Genomic DNA, 15,468 nt, shown 5'->3' on the forward strand with positions numbered 1-15,468 from the left:
CTGGCCGCCTCAATAGGTCAGCAGGACCTGGATGGTGTCGACATAGGAGCCGGCGGCGACGTTCTGCCGGGCGGCGATCCGCCCATAGACGGGCAGGCTGTTGAGGAGCGACAGCCGCCCCAGGGTGAGCAGGAGCAGCCCGGACACGGCCCGGCCCCCGCCCGTCCCGTCGCCCCAGACCTGCGTGCGCGCCGCGTCGCTGTAGAGCTGGTAGCCGAGGCTGCTGTCGCCGCTCCGCAGCAGCCGCGCCGCGCCGTTGCCGCTGCCGCCGGGCCCCAGCGCGACGCTGTAGGAGATGCCGATCGCCACGGCGGCCTGGCACTGCACCGTGACCGACCCGACCGAGTCCGTGGGCGCGGCGGCGAAGGGGTCGTAGACCCCGAAGGCGGTGCCGGCGGTCGAGACGGTGCAGACCTGCGCCGCGGCCGGCGGGCCGCCGAGCAGCGCCGCGAAGGCCGGCAGGATCAGGCAGGCGATGCGGCGCATGGGGTCTCCTATCGGCATGGGACGGGCCCGAGCAGGGGCAGGCTGTCCGCGCTCGGCGCGAAGGCGAAGCGGGCGGCGCAGCCCCGGCCATCGGGCAAGGTGACGGCGATCCGGTTCTCGGCCGCGAGGCCGTCGAAGAAGGTCTCGCCGCCATGGCCGACCGGCGCCGCGGCGCCGCTCGCCGCCAGGACCGCCACGGCGCCGATCGGCAGCTCGGCCCCCGCGGCATCGACCAGCCGCACCCGGGCGCTGGTGCCGCGGGTGATCGGGAAGCGCACCAGGACGCCGGAGCGGTTGAGCGGCCGCACCACGCGGCTGGTCTCGCCCACCGCCGCGTCGATCGGCAGGTTGCCGGTGTCGATGGCCAGGCGGTTGTTGTCGTAGGAGCGCAGCCCCGTCACCAGCAGCCGCCCGGCGCCGTCGGTGCGGCCGGCCGGCCGGTTCTCCTGCGTCACCGCCACCTGCGGCTGGCCGGTCTCGACGACGGCGAAGCTGTCCTGGATCAGGTTCGCCGCGAAGACGCCGCCGCCGAGCGTGGCGAGCGAGCCCTGGATCCCGGCCCGCGCGGCGGTGCGGCCCGCCACCTGGTCCAGGCCGGCCGTCATCCGCGCCCAGTTCGCCCGGTACTCGACCTCGCCGAGATGCCGCGAGAGGCTGCCCTCGGTGTCGTAGAGGCGCCAGCCCCACTCGCCGGGCAGCGCCGCCGACTGGCTCGCCTGCATCCCGCCATAGGTGCCGCCGCCGTCATGGCCGACGTTCAGATTGGCGGCGCTGCGCATGCCGAGCGCGAAGGAGAGGCCGAGGATCGCGCCGGCGCCCTGCCGGCCGCCGGGATCGCCATAGGCGGTGGCATAGAGGGTGGCGCGGTTGAACAGGCCGCGGGTGTAGGTCAGGGAGAGGATCGTGGTCCGGCCGGTGACCGCCCCGGCCAGGGCGGCATCGGCAGCCGGGAGGCGGTCGCCGCGGTCGATATGGGCGAAGGCCAGGGCCAGGGTGCCGAGATCGCCGAGCGGCAGGCCGAGGCTGGCGCGGGCCACCCGGCGGGGCACCGGATCCCCGGCGAGGCCGGCGAGATCGTTGAAGTCGCGGCTGGCCATGATGATCGAGCCGGCCAGGCTGAAGCGCCGGCCCGCCCGCTCGAGGCCGGCGGCCAGCTGCCAGCCCGTGCCCCTCCTGGCGCCGGCCGCGCTCCGCGAGGTGCTGGCCGCGGCCGCGGCGGAGGCGATGCCGAGCGTGCCGAGCGCGAGGACGGCGCCGGCGCCGCCCATGGCGAGCTGGCCGGCGAACTCGGCATGGCCTTCGGCCGTGAGCCAGTCGGCGAGGCCGTAGCGCAGCGTGCCGTTGAGCGCGGCCTCGCGGTAGTCGTCGCTGCGCAGGCCGTAGCTGCGGCGCACCAGCCCGGCCTCGGCGGAATAGGCGGCGAGGCCGGGCGCGAGCAGGGAGCCGGTGGCGTAGAAGGGCAGCGTGCTGGTGGTCTCGCGGCCCAGCGCGTCGCGCACCACCACCGCCACCTCGCCGGCGCCGGTGAAGAGGGGAAGCTGGCGCACGGCGAAGGGCCCCGGCTCGACCGTGCCGGAGAATTGCCGGACGCCGTTCACCAGCACGTCGACGCTGGAGGGCACGGCGGCGGAGCCGCCGATGCTGGGCACCGGGAAGGTCACCAGGTCGGGCCGGATGCCGAAATGGCTCGCCACCTGCGCGCCGCCCATGCGGACCGGGCGCGTCCAGGCCAGGCCGCCGCTGATGACGTCGCCGAGCGTGTAGCGGCGCAGCGAGTCCGGGTCGTCATGCACGAGGCTGGTGTCGAGGCGGATGACGGGCGCCTGGGCGCCCTGCCGCTCGGTATAGGCGAGCAGGCTGTTCGAGAGCAGGCCGAAGGGGCTGAAGAGGCGGGCCTCGAGGAAGCCGGCGCCGAGCGCCCGCCCCGCCGCCGAGGTGCCGAGGAGGTCGTAATTCAGCAGGCCGCCCCACCCCGCTTCCGGCGCGACGAACTGGCGCGGCGGCGGGCCGAGCTCGGTGGCGAGGAGGGCGGCATCCTCGGCCGTGAGGCGGATCTGCTGCGCGGCCTCGTCGAGCTGATAGCGCAGCCCGCGCAGGCCCTGCAGCGCGACCCGACCCTGCGCCTCCGGCGGCACGGCGATGCCGAGGCTCCGCAGCTCCTCGGCCGCGGCCGAGAGGGCGCCGTCCTGGTCGAGGAACTCGCCGATCTTGCCGATGGGCTGGCCGTTCCGCACCACCTCGAGCAGCAGCGGCCGCTCGCCGGCGCCGGCCGCCGCGACCGGGGCGATGGCGAGCAGGCAGGCAAGGGCGGCGCGCGGCCCGGCCCTTGGGAGCCGCTCTCGGCCCGCCCCGGGGATCGCCGTCTTGCCTCCAAGAACAGGCCACATCGCATCGCTCGGTGAGGGCTGGGAGTCTTCGCCGCGGTGGTTTCGTTATTATCAAGAAATAAACTAATAGGTTGATGACTTGGTCGCGACGGACCCGGCGCGCCACGGGCCCCGTCAGGGTGGCACGAGGCCGGCCGCGGGGCGCCGGCCGGGGCGGCACGGTCTCTCCCCGGACCGCCCCCGGCGCGGGCACGCCGCTCAGCGCGGCGCGGGCCCGAGCGTCACCTCGAAGCTGCCGCCCGTGGCGCGCCCGGCCAGGCGCATCGCCTGGCCCGGCCGCTGCGCCCGGGCCAGCACCCAGTGCCGCTCCGCGCCGGCCAGGACATAGGGCGTCGCCGGGGCCTGCAGCGGGATCACGCTGCCATCCGCGGCGGTGAGCCGAAGCTCCGTCAGCCGCTCATGCCGCTGGCCGGTGTTGGTCACGCTGAGCCGGCCCTCCGGCGAGAGCCGCCAGGCGAGCGCCGCCGGCGGCGCGGCGGGCGGCGGGGCGAAGACGGGCAGGGACAGGCGCAGCGCCATGCGCACGCCGGTCGCGCCGGGGATGGGCGGCGGCAGCTCGTCCACCAGCAGCCGGAAGCTGCGCTCGGCCGCCGCCGCGGCCGGGCGCAGGACCAGCCGCACCACCTGCGACGCGCCCGGCGCCAGCCGGAAGACCGGCGGGCTGACCAGCAGCTCCTCGGTCGGCGCCAGCTCCTCCTGCGTCGCCGATTGCCGCCAGGCGAAGGCGCGCAGCTGCGCCGCCGTGGGCTCGCCGCTCCTGTTGGTCAGCGTGACGACGGCGCTGCGCTGATCGGGCGCGAGGGCGATGACGACCGGCGCGACCTCGATCGAGGCCGCCCGGGCGGGCCCGCCGGGGAGCGCCGCCAGCATCGCCAGCGCAGCCCCGGCCAGGATCGGGATGAGTTTGCGGACCATGGTGGTGCTCCTCGTCGAAGGCCGCGGCCCCGCCGGTTCAGGGCGCCCATCGGACCCGTCGCCGCCCCTTGTCCTGCCGCGGCGTTGCCGCGGCAGGCGGGCCCTGGGCAGGCGGGGCTCCATGGGGCCGCCGCGTAGCCGCGCAGCGGTTTCGTGGGGCGTTCTCAGTAGGTGAGCGTCACCGTCACCACGTCGGTGTAGATGCCGGGCGCCGTGTTCTGCGAGGCGGGGATCCGGCCGTAGACGGTGATGAGCTGGGGCAGGATGGTGCCCGTCCCGGTCACGGTGGCGGTGCCGCCGGTGCCGTCGCCCCAGACCACGCTGCGCGCCGCCGTGGTGTAGAGCGAGTAGGTCAGGGAGTTGGTCAGGAAGCTCATCGCGCGCTGGGCGAGGGTGGCGCCGCTGCCGAGGCCCTTGTCGAGGCTCAGCGTGTAGGTGGTGCCCGGCGTGCAGGTGACGGTCAGGTCCGCCTGCGCGTCCGAGGCGGCGGTCGGCGCGTAGTTGCCGAAGACCATCGGCAGGGCGACGACGAGGCAGGTCGACAGCACGGTCGCGGACACCGCCATGGTCGCGGTCGTCGCGGCCGCCGCGGCGGGGTGCGGGCGCAGCGGCGCGACGACGGCCGCGGCGGAGGCGAGGAGGCCAAAGGCCAACCCCAGCAAGGATTTTGCCTGCATTGCTCAGTCCCATTGTCGTTGCATTATTGCAGACGAACCAGCGAGTAGTTCCTATGGGAACCGAGCCATAATCATCAGTACAGAATCTAGTTGCGAATCACAAACGAAACAGGCTTTTCCCGAAGGGCCGGCAACGGCGTGAGGCCCTGATGCGGGCTGCCCGGCCCGGGCTCAGGAGGCCGCGTCGGGCTTGCGGCGGAGGACGCGGCCGGTGACGTTGTTGCGCCAGAGATCGGCCGGCCGCAGGTAGCGCAGCGCGACCTCGCTGGAGTGGTGCCGGGTCTGGCGCATGATGTCGCCGAGCCCGGCGCCCGCCTCCGCCGCCGCGGTGGCCAGCCCGGCGCGCAGGCTGTGCCCGGAATAGCGGCCGGGATCGGGCAGCCCGCCGGCCGCCGCCGCCTGCTTCACCAGCCGCCACACCGCCTTGTCGGACAGCCCGGCGCCGGTCGGGCGGTCCCGCCGCGTCACGGCGCAGAAGAGCGGCCGCCCGGCATCGCTGCCGCCGCCCGCCAGGTCCGGCGCCCGCCGCCGGAAGGCCAGCCAGCCCGCCAGGGCGGCGGCCGGGCAGAAGCCGTCCTCCTCCGGGTTGGCGCAGACCGCGACCTCCTCCCCGCGGCCCTGCGGATCGGTCTTGGAGCGGCGCACCAGCAGGCGCAGCCCGCGGCCGGGCACCAGCTCGACATCGCCGAGCGCAAGGCCCACCAGCTCGCTCCGCCGCAGCGCCGCGGCGAAGCCGAGCAGCAGCATGGCCCGGTCGCGCGCCCCGCGCGCGGTGCCGCCGGGCGGGCAGGCGGCGAGCATGAGGCGCAGCGCCTCCGGCCCCGCCGCGGCGGCGCGGCGGCGCGGCCGGACGCCGTGGCTGCGGGCGATGCCCTCCAGCACCATGGCGAGGCGCGGGTCGCGCGGGTCGAGCGGCACGCCGGCCAGGCGATGCGCCGCCTGGATCGCCGCCAGGTGCACGCGCAGGCTGGCCACGGCGAGGCCCGCATCCGCCCGGCCCACGGCATACATGGCGATGGTCTCGGGGTCGCCGGCCAGCGGGTTGCGGCCGAGCCCGCGGCACCAGCCGGCATAGGCCTGCCAGGCCGAGCGGTAGGCGCGTCGCGTGCCCTCGCCCCGCGCCCGGGTGGCATAGACCGCGGCGCGGGCGGCCAGCGCCCGCAGCGCCTCGGCACGCGCCGCGCCCTGCGGCACGACCAGCGTCCCGAAGAGCTCCGTCTCCAGCGCCAGGTCGGCGTCATCCTCGGGGCGATGCATGCGGCCTCGTCCGGCGACTCGCGCCGCAGCATAGCGGATCGCGCCCCGGCCCGCAGGCCGCGGGGCCGCGCCGCGGCCGCCCTACTCCAGCGTCTGCACGAGGCTCGCATGCACCCAGCCGAGCGGGGCCGGGTCGCCGACGCGCATCCAGCCGCCGGGCGCCCGCTCGAGGATGTCGAGCGTCTTGCCGCGCGGCAGCACGCCGATCACCGAGGCGCCGCCGCCGGGCCCGGTGCGCAGGTTGACCGGCGAGCGCACGGCGATCCGGCCGAGCACGGGCGCGGCCGGGCGGGCGCCGCCGCCCTCGGCCGGCGCGGCGGCGGGGGCGCCGGAGGTGACGGCGGCCGGCGCCGCCGGGCCAGCGGGCGCTCCCTGCGCCATGGGCGGGGCGGCCGGGGGCGGCGCATCCGTCGTCGGCGCGGGCTGCACGGGCGGGGAGGCCGTCGCGTCGCGGCAGAAGCGCTGCCGCGCCAGATAGAGCGCGCGCATGCCGCCCGGCCCGTCGGCGAGGAAGACCTCCGTGCTGGTCGTGGCCGGCCGGCTGCCGCTCGCCGGCCGTTCCAGCCGCACGCGGACGGCGAAATCCGCCCAGGTGCCGCCGGTGCGCGGGCCGGCCAGCACGCGGCCGCAGACCCCGCGCTCCTCCTCGAGCGCCGCGTTGAACCGATAGACCACCAGCTCGCGCCAGTCGGGGCTCGCCTCGCCCGCCGGCAGCGCCTGGGCGACCGCCTCCCGGCCGGCCGCCTCGGCGATGGCCGACCAGTCGGAGGGCGGCGCGGCGCCGATCATGCGGTGGAGCAGGACGGCCACGAGGCCGAGGACGGGGACCGCCGCCGCGACCCAGGCGAGGCCGGGCCGGCCCCGCCTGCCGGTCGGCCCGGTCCTGTCCCCCGCGATCATCCTCGCCATGCCGCCTCTCCGGTTGCCGCGCGGCGAACCGGCCGCGACCCATTGCGCCCCCTGGCCCGCAGCCCCGGCCCGCCCGTGCCGTCACGGCCCCTCTGCGGCGCGCAGTGGGCGCACGACGACAAGCCCGGCCGATCCGGTCGCAGCGGATCCACGCAGCATCGGAACACGGCGACAGGCTATCCGACGGCAACCGGGGCGGCGATTCACAGGCCTGTCCGGCAGCGTATTGTTGATGCCCCGCCTCGCCGCCGCCGCGGCCGGCCCCGCGCCTGGCGCGGGCCGCCGGCCTCAGGCATGGACGTGCAGATGCCGGTGCGCCCCGGCGCCATGGTCGTGGCGCGTCTCCTCAAGCCGGGCCGGGACGAGGTGCAGGGCATGGTGGCGGACGCCGCGCTGGCTGGTGACCGAATCCGCGAACCGCCGGACGGCGTCCGACGGGCCGCGCAGCACCACGATCTCGAGCCGGGCCTGATGATCGAGCTGCACCTGCTGGATCGCCACCACGAGATCGTGATGGTCGTGCTGGGCCTGCGCCAGCCGCTGCGCCAGGCCGCGGACGGCGTGGTCGTACACGTAGGAGAGGGTGGCGATGCAGGGCAGCTCGGGGGCCGCGTCGCGCTTCGCCGCCGCGCGCACCAGGTCGCGGATGGCCTCCGACCGGCTGCCATAGCCCTTCTCCGCCACCAGCGCGTCGATCGTCGCCAGCAGCGCCTCGTCGATGGTGATGGTGATGCGGTCCAAGCCTGCCTCCCGATATCGACATCCTGTCCGCCCGCCGCCATCATCGGCAAGGTCGGTATGAGCAATCGAACGCTTCGTATGAGGAGCGCGAAGGAGGGGGGATGCGCCGTGCCGGAGCGGGGGCCCTGCTGTGCCTGGCCATGCTGGCCTCCGGGCGCCTGGCCGCAGCGCAGACCCTGACGCTGCCCCCGCTCGAGGTGACCGACGCCGCGCCGGAGCCCGACCCCGCCGCCAGCGCGCATGATGTGCCGCGCGAGGAGATCGCCGCGCGTCCCATCGCCCGGACCGGCGAGGTGCTGGAGGCCGCGCCCGGCCTGATCGTGACGCAGCACAGCGGCGAGGGGAAGGCGAACCAGTATTTCCTGCGCGGCTTCAACCTCGACCACGGCACCGACCTTGCGATCCAGATCGACGGCATGCCGGTCAACATGCCGACCCATGCGCATGGCCAGGGCTATGCCGACACCAATTTCCTCATCCCCGAGCTGCTCGACGGCATCCGGGTGCGCAAGGGCCCCTACTACGCCGATGACGGTGATTTCGCCACGGCCGGCAGCCTGCGCCTCGGCCTGGTCAACACGCTCGACCGGCCGATCCTGCAGGGCACGGTCGGCAGCTTCGGCTATTGGCGCGGGCTGGCGGCGGGCTCGACGGCGCTCGGCGCCGGCCGCCTGCTCGGCGCGGTGGAGGCCACGACCTATGACGGGCCCTGGGACCGCCCGGATGCGCTGCGCCGCGCCAACGGGATGCTGCGCTACAGCCAGGGCACCGAGCTGGACGGCGTCTCGCTGACCGGCATGGCCTATGCCGGGCGCTGGCACTCCACCGACCAGGTCGCGGCGCGCGCCTTCTCGGAGGGCCTGATCGACCGCTTCGGCACGCTCGACCCGACCGATGGCGGCCGCGCCCGGCGCGCCAGCCTCTCCGGCCGCTGGGCGCGCACCGGCGATTACGGCACCACGCGGGTGAGCGCCTATGCCATCCGCTCGACGCTCGATCTCTACAACAACTTCACCTACTTCCTCGACGATCCGGTGAACGGCGACCAGTTCCTGCAGCGGGACCGGCGCTGGATCCTCGGCGGCGAGGCGACGCACAGCCTGCCCTGGACCCTGTTCGGCCGCGCCGCCGAGACGCGCATCGGGGTGCAGGCCCGGCATGACGCGATCCGCCTCGGCCTGTTCCGCTCGGCGAGCCGCAGCCTGCTCTCGACGGTGCGGGAGGACCGGGTGGAGCAGCACAGCCTCGGCGTCTTCAGCGACACGGTGATCCGGCCGCTGGACTGGCTGCGGCTGACGGGCGGCCTCCGCGGCGACTGGGTCGGCGGCCGGGTGCGCAGCGACACGGCGGCGAATTCGGGGGAGGCCGGCGAGTGGATCGCCAGCCCCAAGCTCGGCCTGGTGCTCGGCCCCTGGTGGGCGACGGAGCTCTTCCTCAATGCCGGCACCGGCTTCCACAGCAACGACCTGCGCGGCGCCACCATCCAGGTCGATCCGAACGACCGGCTGACCCCGCTTTCCCGCGTGCCGCTGCTGGTGCGGGCGCGCGGCGCCGAGATCGGCATCGCCACGCGCGCCATCCCGGATCTCGACAGCCGCCTCGCCGTCTTCGCGCTCACCCTCGGCTCGGAGATCCTGTTCGTCGGCGATGCCGGGACCACCGAGGCGAGCCGGCCCAGCCGGCGGCTCGGCATCGAATGGACCAACCACTACCGGCCGCTGCCCTGGCTCGGCCTCGACCTCGATGTCAGCGCGACGCGGGCGCGGTTCTCGGATGGCGAGGGGGCGGGGCGGCACATCCCCGGCGCGCCCAACCTGGTCATGGCGGCCGGCGTCACGCTCGACCGGGGGCTCGGCTGGTTCGGCACGGCGAGGCTGCGCTATTTCGGCGCGCGCCCCCTCACCGAGGACGACAGCGAACGCTCCCGCGCCACCGCGCTGGTGAATGCGCGCATCGGCTACCGCTTCGCCAACGGCCTGCAGGCCTTCCTCGACGCCTACAACCTGTTCAATATCAAGGCGAGCCAGATCGACTACTTCTACGCCTCGCGCCTGCCGGGCGAGCCGCCGGAGGGCATCGCCGACCGCCACTTCCACCCGGTCGAGCCCCTGGCGGTGCGCTTCAGCCTGGTGGCCAGCCTGTAGGCCGCCGCCCCGCGCCTTGCGCCCTCCCCTTGCGCTGACTGGGGAGATGCTTGACGCGCGGTGACGCGCCGCGCGTAATAGGTCGCGGTTCGTTGCGCGAGCCAAAAGCAGAAGGGGAGGGGCTTATGTTCCGGAAGGGCATGGCAGCCATGGCTGCCATCGTTGCAGGCCTGTGCCTCGGCCATCCATCCAGGGCGCAGGACCTCAAGCTCTACGCCTTCAGCTCGGGCGCGCTGACGCTCGGCAAGGGCGCGCTGGTGAACAACGCGCCGATGGAGCCCGCCATCCAGGTGCCAGTCGGCTTCTATCTCATCCGGCATCCGAAGGGCAACGTGCTGTTCGACACCGGCAACAACGACCGGATCATCACCGACCCCGGCTATTGGGGCGCCGCCTTCACCGCGATGAAGCCGGTGAACACGCCCGACGTGGCGATCGACGCGCAGCTGAAGAAGATCGGCCTCACCCCGGACGACATCGCCTATGTCGTGCCGAGCCACCTGCATCTCGACCATGGCGGCAATGTCGGGAAATTCCCGAAATCGACCATCGTCGTGCAGAAGACGGAGATCCAGAACGCCTTCTGGCCGGAGCCGGGGACCGGCGGGCCCTACATGATCGGCGACGTCATGCCGCTGCGCTCGGCCAACACGGACAACCCGAACGCCGTCAAGATGATCCAGCTCGATGGCGATCTCGACCTCTTCGGCGACGGGACGCTCATCGTGAAGCGCTGGGTCGCGCATACGCCGGGCAGCCAGATGATGACGGTGCGGCTGAAGAACACGGGCCTCACCATCCTCACCGGCGACAACGTCTATTTCCGCGAGAACGTCGAGAAGAACGTGCCGCCCAGCATCAGCCTGGCCTATTCGCCGACCGGCTTCTTCACCGCCTTCGAGTGGATCCGGATGATGATGGCGACGCAGAACGCCAACTTCTTCACGGCGCACGACCCGGACGCCTTCAAGGCCATGAAGAAGGCCCCGGAATTCTACGACTGAGCCCATCCGGCCGACGCGCAACGGGCCGGCCCCGGGGCCGGCCCGCGCCTGAATGGCCCGCGCCTGGATGGATCGCAGGAACCCTCGCCCCATGGTCGTCGTCTCCGTCGAGGGGCTGAGCAAGGCCTATGGCCGCCATCGCGCCGTCGATGACGTGAGCTTCGAGGTCCAGGACCGGGAGGTGCTGGGCCTCCTCGGCCCGAACGGCTCCGGCAAGACCACCATCCTCCGCATCCTGACCGGCTATCTGCAGCCGAGCGCCGGCACGGTGCGCATCGACGGCATCGACGTGGTGCGGGATGGCCGGGCGGCACGGGCGCGGATCGGCTACGTGCCGGAGAACGCGCCGCTCTACGGCCATATGCGGGTGAACGAATTCCTCGACTTCATGGGCCGCCTGCACGGGCTGCCCGAGGCGGCGCTGCGCCGCGGCATGGCGGAGGCCCGGCGCCGCCTCGCGCTCGACGCGGTGGCGGAGACCCCGATCGGCCGCCTGTCGCGCGGCTACCGGCAGCGCGTCGCCATCGCCCAGGCGGTGCTGCACGGGCCGCGGCTGCTGATCCTCGACGAGCCGACCAACGGCCTCGATCCGCGCCAGGTCATCGAGCTGCGCGGCCTGCTGCGCGACATGGCGCGCGACTGCGCGGTGCTCGTCACCTCGCACATCCTGGCCGAGATGGAGCGCGTGGCCGACCGGGTGGCGATCCTGCTGGATGGCAGGCTGCTGACGGTGCAGCGGATCGGCCAGCGCCGCCAGCGCATCGGGCTGCGCCTCCGCGCGCCCGCGGCGCAGGCGGCGGCGGTGGCGCAGGCGCTCGGCGCGGTGCCGGGCCTCCTTGGCCTGGCGGCCGAGCCGGAGGCGGAGCCGGGCCTCGCCGCATGGCGGCTCGAGGCGGAGGATGCGGCGGCGGCGGGGCGCATCGCCGCCCGGCTCCACGGCCTCGGCCTCGCCAGCCTGGAGCCGCTCGATGCCCCCTCCGACCTCGAGACCCTCTTCCTGCGGCTGACCGCGAGCAAGGCGATCCATTGACGCGCTTCCTGGCCCTGGCGGAGAAGGAGACCCGCGCCCTCTTCGCCTCCCCCATCGCCTATGCGGTGATCGCCGTCTTCCTGCTGCTGAACGGCTACACCTTCGCGGTGACGCTGTTCCTGACCAAGCAGGCGACGCTCGCGCACATCTTCTTCCAGGCGGCCGTGCAGCTCATCCTGCTCGTGCCGCTGGTGACCATGCGGCAATTCGCCGAGGAGCGCCGCGGCGGCACGCTCGAGCTGCTGCTGACCGCCCCGGTGCACGAGGCGGAGATCGTGCTCGCCAAATTCGCCGCCTCGATGCTGCTGCTGCTGGCGATGATCGCCGGCACCCTGGTCTATGCGCTGATCCTCGGCCGCTTCGGCGCGCCGGATTGGGGGCCGGTCTATTCCGGCTATCTCGGGCTGCTGCTGCTGGGCGCGGCGCTGGTGGCGATCGGGCTGGCCGTCTCCGCCCTCGCCAGCAACCAGATCGTCGCGGCGGTGGTCTCGCTCGGCCTGTTCGGCCTGCTCTGGGCGATCGACAGCTGGGCCGCGGTGCTGCCCGCCCCGGCCGACAATTGGGTGCTCGGCCTGTCGCTGCTGGCGCGGTTCACCCCCTTCGCGGTCGGCGCGATGTACCTCTCCGATTTCGGCTTCTTCCTGGTGCTGGCGCTGCTGGGGCTGTTCCTCACGGTGCGCGCCCTGGTGCGGCGCTGACCATGGAGCATGACGGCCCCGATCTCGGCACGCTGCTCTGGGGCGCGGGCTGGCTCGTCGCCACGCTGGTCCTGTTCGTCGCCGCCCTCGGCCTGCCGCTGCAGCTCCGCCGCCCCCGCTGGCAGGCGCGGCTCTACGGCCTGGCCGTGCTCCTCGCCGGCCTCGGCGCCGCGGTGCTGGCCAATCTCGCCCTCACCCTGCACGACGCCCATATCGACCTGACGCGCGAGCAGGCCTACACGCCCTCGGCCGCCGCCATGCAGGCGATCGACGCGCTGCCGCAGGAGGTGTCGCTCACCTATTTCTACCGCGGCCAGGATGCCGAGGCCCGGCGGACGCGCGACCTCCTCCAGGTCATGGCCCGCCGCAACCCGCTGCTGAAGGTGACGGTGGTCGATCCCGACCGGGAGCCGAGCCTGGCCCGGCGGCAGTCCATCCAGATCTACAACGCCGCCGTCATCGAGACGGACGGCCGGCGGGTGCTGGTCCAGGGCACGGACGAGACGGAGATCGCGCTCGGCATCCAGCGCGCCCTGCGCCGGCACAGCATCACCGCCTGCTTCCTCGAAGGCCATGGCGAGCTGCCGATGGACAATTTCGAGTACCACACGCATCTCGAGGGCCTGGGCGGCCACAGCCATGGCGACGCCGCCTCGCAGGTGGTCGAGATGCCGGGGCACGGCGCCGGGCGGCTGCGCCGCGCGCTCGAGGCGCAGGGCTACGATGTCCGCCGCCTCCTGCTCGCGCTGCGGCCCGAGGTGCCGGCCGACTGCACCCTGCTGATCGATGCGAGCCCGCGCACCACCTTCCTGCCGGCCGAGAGCCTGGCGCTGCGCGCCTATCTGCGCCGCGGCGGCTCGGCCCTGCTGCTGTTCGACCTCGGCTTCGTGGTCGAGCCCGAGCTCGCCCGCCTCCTCGACGCCCTCGGCCTGCGGGCCGAACAGCAGGTGGTCGTCGATCCGCTCAGCCATTACTCGACCGATCCCGAGATGGTCGCGGTCACCGGCTACGATCCGCATCCGGTGACCCGCGCCGTGTCGCTCACCTTCTATCCCGGGATCCGCCCCTTCACGCTGCTGCCGCCGCAGGCCGGCCTCGAGGTGCGGCCGCTGCTCTCGAGCAGCCGGGACAGCTATGCGCGCCCCGTCGCGCCGGTGCCGACGCGCGTCGTCGAGGAGGCCGAGGAGGCCGGCGCGGGGCCAGGGGCGGGGCCACGGGCGGGGGCAAAGGTGGCCGACGCCACGCCGCGGGCCGGCATCCGGGTGCTGGGCGTGGCGGCCGAGGGCCGGCTCGACGGCGCGGAGCGGCCGATGCGGGCCATCGTCATCGGCGATGGCGACTTCGCCAGCAACTCCTTCCTGCCCTACATGGCGAACAGCGACCTCCTGCTCGGCGCCGCACGCTGGCTGGCGCGGGAGGAGCGGCAGGCGGCGGTCGCCGCCCGCATCCCCGTCGCGCCGCTGGTCGCGCTCACCGGGCGGCAGCTCACCTTCATCTTCGTCCTCACCGTGCTGCTCATGCCGCTGCTGGCCGTCGCGCTCGGCGGCATCGTCTGGTGGCGGCGCCGATGACCCGCCCTCGCCTGCTGGCGCCGCTGCTCGCGCTGCTCGCCCTGGCCTATCTCGGGGCCATGGTCGTCAGCGGCGCCATGCCGGTGCAGCGCCAGTTCGCCCGCTTCGAGGCCAAGGGCGTGATGGCGGCGGCGCCCGAGCAGGTGCGCCGCATCGAGCTCGGCCGCGCGGCCGGGCGCCCGCTGCGGCTGCGCCGGGACGGGGCGGGCTGGGCCATGGCGGAAGGCCGGCCGCCGGAGGCGGTGGCGGCGCGCATCGAGACGGCGCTGAAGATGATGCGGAACGCCGGGCCGGTGCGGGTGATGGAGCCGGAGGAGCTGGCCGGGCTCGACGCCGCGCCCTTCGGGCTGGATCCGCCGGCGCTCCGGCTCGCTCTCTACGACGAGGCGGGCGCGGCGCTCGTCACGGCCTCGTTCGGCGCCCGCAATCCGGAGGAGTTCCTGCAATACATGCGGCTCAAGGGCGATGCGCGGCTCTATCTCATGTCCCGCTTCGTCGGCGCCGAATGGGAGGCCGTGCTGACCGCCATGGCCGACCCGTGACCTTCCGGCCGCGCCGGGCCTGGCTGGCGCTGCTCGGCGGCCTCGCCCTGCTGCTGGCGTCCCTTTCCTGGTCCTCGGCGCATGTCGCCGGGCGCACCGGCTATGCCGATGTGAGCCTGCTCGGCAGCACCCTGCGCTATCGCCTCACCCTCGGGCCGGATGCGCTGGCGCCGCTCGGGGGCGCCTATGACAGCCTGCCCTCCCTCATCGCGCGCCATGTCGAGATCCGCGCCGACGGCACGCCCTGCGCGCCGGTGCCCGGCGGCGTCGCGCCGCCCTCCGCCGAGCGCGCCTCCCTGGTCGCGACCGTCGACTATGCCTGCCCGGCGGGCATCGAACGCCTGACGCTGCGCGACGACCTCGTCGACCGGCTGGGCCCGGATTTCCACACCCTGGCGCGGATCGCGCTGCCGGACGCGGTCCGGCAATTCGTCTTCGAGCCGGATCGGCGCGTGGTCGAGATCGCCCTCGGCACGGCCGAAGCGGATCCCGCGCCCCCGATGGAGACGAGCGCGGCGGCCTTCTTCCGGCTCGGCATCGAGCACATCCTGACCGGCTTCGACCACCTGCTGTTCCTCGGCGCGCTGCTGCTGCGCGGCGGCGGCCTCGGCAGCATCCTCGGCATCGTCACCGCCTTCACGCTGGCGCACAGCCTCACCCTCGCCCTCGCGGTGCTGCGCATCGTCTCGGTGCCGCCGGAGATCGTCGAGCCGCTGATCGCGCTCTCGATCGTCTATGTCGCCGCCGAGAACCTGCTGCTGGCCCGGCCGTCCCGGCGGCGCTGGATCGAGGGCTTCGCCTTCGGCCTGGTGCATGGGCTGGGCTTCGCCGGCGCGCTGCTGGAGCTGGAGCTGCCGCGGGAGATGCTGGTCTGGTCCCTGCTGGCCTTCAACCTCGGCGTCGAGGCCGGGCAGCTCGCCGCCGTCGCCCTGCTGCTGCCGGTCCTGGCCTGGCTGCAGCGGGCCGGGCGCGGTCGCCGCGCCACCACCGTCCTGGCCGCGACGGTCCTGACGGCAGGCCTCGCCCTGCTGGCCGACCGGATCCTCCTCGCCCTCGGCTGACCGCGCCCGCCGTAACGAGCGGCATTGCGCCTCGACGCCGACGGGG

14 protein-coding genes are annotated in these 15,468 nt (G+C 74.3%); 7 read left to right on the forward strand and 7 right to left on the reverse strand.

Annotated elements, in window-relative coordinates:
• Positions 1-9: 9 nt before the first annotated feature.
• The 7 genes from DOO78_RS06940 to nikR all read right to left on the reverse strand — a co-directional run bounded on the left by DOO78_RS06940 (position 10) and on the right by nikR (position 7,372).
• Positions 10-486, reverse strand: a complete 477-nt coding sequence (locus DOO78_RS06940; protein ID WP_165838761.1) for a Csu type fimbrial protein — start codon at positions 484-486, stop codon at positions 10-12.
• Positions 487-494: 8 nt separating this feature from the next.
• Positions 495-2,873, reverse strand: a complete 2,379-nt coding sequence (locus tag DOO78_RS06945; RefSeq protein ID WP_111469004.1) for a fimbria/pilus outer membrane usher protein — start codon at positions 2,871-2,873, stop codon at positions 495-497.
• A 198-nt stretch (positions 2,874-3,071) separates the two neighbouring features.
• Positions 3,072-3,788 (reverse strand): fimbrial biogenesis chaperone, encoded by a 717-nt coding sequence (locus DOO78_RS06950; RefSeq protein WP_165838762.1) that lies wholly within the window; start codon positions 3,786-3,788, stop codon positions 3,072-3,074.
• A gap of 164 nt (positions 3,789-3,952) precedes the next feature.
• Entirely contained in the window at positions 3,953-4,441 is a 489-nt protein-coding gene (locus DOO78_RS06955; RefSeq protein WP_165838763.1) for a Csu type fimbrial protein, read from the reverse strand.
• A gap of 195 nt (positions 4,442-4,636) precedes the next feature.
• Positions 4,637-5,722 carry a tyrosine-type recombinase/integrase gene (locus DOO78_RS26910; protein WP_123060008.1) on the reverse strand — a complete coding sequence of 362 codons (1,086 nt, stop codon included), beginning with the start codon at positions 5,720-5,722 and terminating at the stop codon, positions 4,637-4,639.
• 81 nt (positions 5,723-5,803) lie between these two features.
• A complete protein-coding gene (locus DOO78_RS06965; RefSeq protein ID WP_128080017.1) occupies positions 5,804-6,631 on the reverse strand; it encodes an SH3 domain-containing protein in 828 nt (275 codons plus the stop codon).
• A 288-nt stretch (positions 6,632-6,919) separates the two neighbouring features.
• Complete coding sequence (gene nikR, locus DOO78_RS06970; protein WP_111469008.1) at positions 6,920-7,372, reverse strand: nickel-responsive transcriptional regulator NikR; 453 nt, start codon at positions 7,370-7,372, stop codon at positions 6,920-6,922.
• Between the two features lie 101 nt (positions 7,373-7,473).
• Here nikR and DOO78_RS06975 point away from each other — a divergent pair, with 101 nt between their 5' ends.
• The 7 genes from DOO78_RS06975 to DOO78_RS07005 all read left to right on the forward strand — a co-directional run bounded on the left by DOO78_RS06975 (position 7,474) and on the right by DOO78_RS07005 (position 15,422).
• A complete protein-coding gene (locus DOO78_RS06975) occupies positions 7,474-9,516 on the forward strand; it encodes a TonB-dependent receptor (protein ID WP_111469009.1) in 2,043 nt (680 codons plus the stop codon).
• 140 nt (positions 9,517-9,656) lie between these two features.
• Positions 9,657-10,520, forward strand: a complete 864-nt coding sequence (locus DOO78_RS06980) for an N-acyl homoserine lactonase family protein (protein ID WP_165838764.1) — start codon at positions 9,657-9,659, stop codon at positions 10,518-10,520.
• 91 nt (positions 10,521-10,611) lie between these two features.
• Complete coding sequence (locus DOO78_RS06985; protein WP_165838765.1) at positions 10,612-11,550, forward strand: ABC transporter ATP-binding protein; 939 nt, start codon at positions 10,612-10,614, stop codon at positions 11,548-11,550.
• Positions 11,547-12,248, forward strand: a complete 702-nt coding sequence (locus DOO78_RS06990) for an ABC transporter permease (RefSeq protein WP_165838766.1) — start codon at positions 11,547-11,549, stop codon at positions 12,246-12,248. Before DOO78_RS06985 ends, DOO78_RS06990 begins: the two co-directional genes overlap by 4 nt.
• A 2-nt stretch (positions 12,249-12,250) precedes the next feature.
• Positions 12,251-13,819: a GldG family protein gene (locus DOO78_RS06995; protein WP_111469013.1), complete on the forward strand. Its 1,569-nt coding sequence runs from the start codon at positions 12,251-12,253 to the stop codon at positions 13,817-13,819.
• On the forward strand, positions 13,816-14,361 hold the full coding sequence (locus DOO78_RS07000) for a hypothetical protein (protein ID WP_128080018.1): 546 nt from the start codon (positions 13,816-13,818) through the stop codon (positions 14,359-14,361). The genes DOO78_RS06995 and DOO78_RS07000 overlap by 4 nt, the downstream gene beginning before the upstream one ends.
• Positions 14,358-15,422 (forward strand): HupE/UreJ family protein, encoded by a 1,065-nt coding sequence (locus tag DOO78_RS07005; protein WP_123060009.1) that lies wholly within the window; start codon positions 14,358-14,360, stop codon positions 15,420-15,422. The genes DOO78_RS07000 and DOO78_RS07005 overlap by 4 nt, the downstream gene beginning before the upstream one ends.
• Positions 15,423-15,468: the final 46 nt, after the last annotated feature.

The organism is Roseicella frigidaeris (assembly GCF_003258945.1).
Lineage (GTDB): Bacteria > Pseudomonadota > Alphaproteobacteria > Acetobacterales > Acetobacteraceae > Paracraurococcus > Paracraurococcus frigidaeris.

What these genes read in the sequence shown, in the direction of transcription:
- DOO78_RS06940 (WP_165838761.1), bottom strand. Translation starts at nt 486, where the DNA reads ATGCGCCGCATCGCCTGCCTGATCCTGCCGGCCTTCGCGGCGCTGCTC.
- DOO78_RS06945 (WP_111469004.1), bottom strand. Translation starts at nt 2,873, where the DNA reads ATGTGGCCTGTTCTTGGAGGCAAGACGGCGATCCCCGGGGCGGGCCGA.
- DOO78_RS06950 (WP_165838762.1), bottom strand. Translation starts at nt 3,788, where the DNA reads ATGGTCCGCAAACTCATCCCGATCCTGGCCGGGGCTGCGCTGGCGATG.
- DOO78_RS26910 (WP_123060008.1), bottom strand. Translation starts at nt 5,722, where the DNA reads ATGCATCGCCCCGAGGATGACGCCGACCTGGCGCTGGAGACGGAGCTC.
- DOO78_RS06965 (WP_128080017.1), bottom strand. Translation starts at nt 6,631, where the DNA reads ATGGCGAGGATGATCGCGGGGGACAGGACCGGGCCGACCGGCAGGCGG.
- DOO78_RS06975 (WP_111469009.1), top strand. Translation starts at nt 7,474, where the DNA reads ATGCGCCGTGCCGGAGCGGGGGCCCTGCTGTGCCTGGCCATGCTGGCC.
- DOO78_RS06980 (WP_165838764.1), top strand. Translation starts at nt 9,657, where the DNA reads ATGGCAGCCATGGCTGCCATCGTTGCAGGCCTGTGCCTCGGCCATCCA.
- DOO78_RS06985 (WP_165838765.1), top strand. Translation starts at nt 10,612, where the DNA reads ATGGTCGTCGTCTCCGTCGAGGGGCTGAGCAAGGCCTATGGCCGCCAT.
- DOO78_RS06995 (WP_111469013.1), top strand. Translation starts at nt 12,251, where the DNA reads ATGGAGCATGACGGCCCCGATCTCGGCACGCTGCTCTGGGGCGCGGGC.
- DOO78_RS07000 (WP_128080018.1), top strand. Translation starts at nt 13,816, where the DNA reads ATGACCCGCCCTCGCCTGCTGGCGCCGCTGCTCGCGCTGCTCGCCCTG.